The sequence below is a fragment of the Actinokineospora sp. genome, assembly GCF_050699995.1.
Lineage (GTDB): Bacteria > Actinomycetota > Actinomycetes > Mycobacteriales > Pseudonocardiaceae > Actinokineospora.
Window position 1 is genome coordinate 1 of the sequence record NZ_JBOHGC010000511.1, and the last position, 1921, is coordinate 1921.

General features: G+C 71.4%; 2 protein-coding genes and 1 tRNA gene. 1 reads left to right on the forward strand and 2 read right to left on the reverse strand.

Annotation, left to right across the window (positions count from 1 at the left end):
* Nucleotide 1: 1 nt before the first annotated feature.
* Nucleotides 2-75, reverse strand: a tRNA-Leu gene (locus ACRDSQ_RS25565).
* A gap of 154 nt (nt 76-229) precedes the next feature.
* Between ACRDSQ_RS25565 and ACRDSQ_RS25570 the strand changes: the two genes are divergently transcribed.
* Nucleotides 230-832, forward strand: coding sequence for an ANTAR domain-containing response regulator (locus tag ACRDSQ_RS25570; protein WP_431424510.1), 603 nt, complete (start codon nt 230-232; stop codon nt 830-832).
* Here ACRDSQ_RS25570 and ACRDSQ_RS25575 read toward each other — a convergent pair.
* The coding region (locus ACRDSQ_RS25575; protein WP_431424511.1) for a hypothetical protein at nt 829-1921 on the reverse strand (1093 nt) is incomplete at its 5' end. The genes ACRDSQ_RS25570 and ACRDSQ_RS25575 overlap by 4 nt on opposite strands.

A 1921-nucleotide genomic window follows, 5' to 3' on the forward strand; every position in this document is an offset into this window, starting at 1 on the left:
GTGCCCCCGGTCAGAGTCGAACTGACACTGGACGGATTTTGAGTCCGCTGCCTCTGCCGGTTGGGCTACGGGGGCGTCGGGAGAGGACTCTACGCGATCACCTCAAAGACGTGCGCGCAGGTTGCCGCTAGTGGGTGATGTCAGCGCCGTCACGTTCCGGTTCGGGTGTTCCGACGATACGCGGCGGTAGGCTTCAGGCTTCCCGTTTCCGGTAGCAAGGAGGACCCCGGTGACCGATGTGGCTACCGAGGCCCAAGGTCCCGCTCCCCGTCGGGTGCTGGTGGCCGAGGATGAGGCGTTGATCCGGCTCGATCTGGTCGAGATGCTCCGGGAAGAGGGGTACGAGGTCGCCGGTGAGGCCGGTGATGGTGAAGAGGCCGTGCGGTTGGCCGGTGAGCTCAAGCCCGATTTGGTGATCCTCGACGTCAAGATGCCCAAGCTGGATGGCATCGAGGCCGCCACCATGATCGCCGGTGAGCGGATCGCCCCGGTTGTCATGTTGACCGCGTTCAGTCAGCGGGATCTGGTCGAGCGGGCCCGGGACGCCGGTGCCATGGCCTACCTCGTCAAGCCGTTCGCCAAGCACGACTTGGTGCCCGCGATCGAGTTGGCGGTCAGCCGGTTCTCCGAGCTGCAGGCGTTGGAGACCGAGGTCGCGGGGCTGACCGAGCGGTTGGAGACGCGCAAGGTCATCGAGCGGGCCAAGGGGCTGCTGATGAGCAAGCAGGGCCTTTCCGAGCCGGAGGCGTTCCGCTGGATCCAGCGCACCGCGATGGACCGGCGGACCACGATGAAGGCCGTCGCCGAGGCCGTGGTGGAGAACATCAACTAGACGACGGTGAAGGTTTCCAGCACCGACGTCCGGTCCCCGGCCACCCCGATCACCCGCACCTCCAGCACATGCCTGCCCGGCGTGAACCCGTTGAGCGACAACGGGATCGAGTAGGTCCCACCCGGTGACGGGCCGCCGAGTGACGTCGGCAGCCCGGCGACCATCCGGCCGTCGGCCCACAGTTGGAACCCCTGCACGCCCGCGACCGCCCCGGTGTCCCATTGGGACCGTTCCCCGGCGAGCCGCACGGTGACCACGAGCCTGCCCTGCGGTGACACCGTCGGCGTCGGCATCGGAACGCCGCCCGAGTCGCCCAGTTCGATCGACAGGGTGGGCAGGGCGTCGCGGGTGGCGCGGTCGGCTCCCCTCGACGCGGCGGGCGCCGGGGGAGCGGCCAGCGACAGCTCCAGGTAGCTCTCCTGGACCACCACCCCCGGGTCCGCCCCAGGCGCGCGCACCACGAACGGGCTCAGCGCGTCCCCGTCGGCGCCGAGCAGTGCCTGCGGGACCTCGGCGATCACCGTCACCGACGATCCCGCCGACCGGGGTGGACCCGGCACTGCGGGCGGTGCGGGCAGCACGTCGTCGCCCAGTTGGATCGTCGCCGCGGTCGTGTCCACCGACCCGGTCACCGTCATCGTCACCACGATCCGCGCCGACAGCGCGTCCACCAGCAGCCGCCGCGAGACGCCCAGGGCTGGGGCGGGCGCGTCCGGCGCCAGCACCTGCCGGGTCGCCAGGTTGACCGACCGCTCCACGACCGACGGCGCGGGAGCGGGCGGCCCACTGAACCCGGCGGCCGCGACATGCACCCGCGACCGCCTGCCCTGCGGCCCGCGCATCCCGATCAGCGCCGACGCCTCCGACCACCGCGGGACCGCGCCCGACACCCCCACGGTGCGCCCGTCCTGCAGCACGAACACCCCCGATGTCGTCACCCGCACCTCGAACAGGTGCAGCACCCCGCCCCCACGGGCGGGCACGCTCGGCGGCACCTGCTCGGTCACGGTCCGCTGGTCCAGCCCCGCCCCCGTGTTGACCCGCACGCCCGCGTCGTCCACCAGCACCCGGATGGCGCCCGCGGGCAGC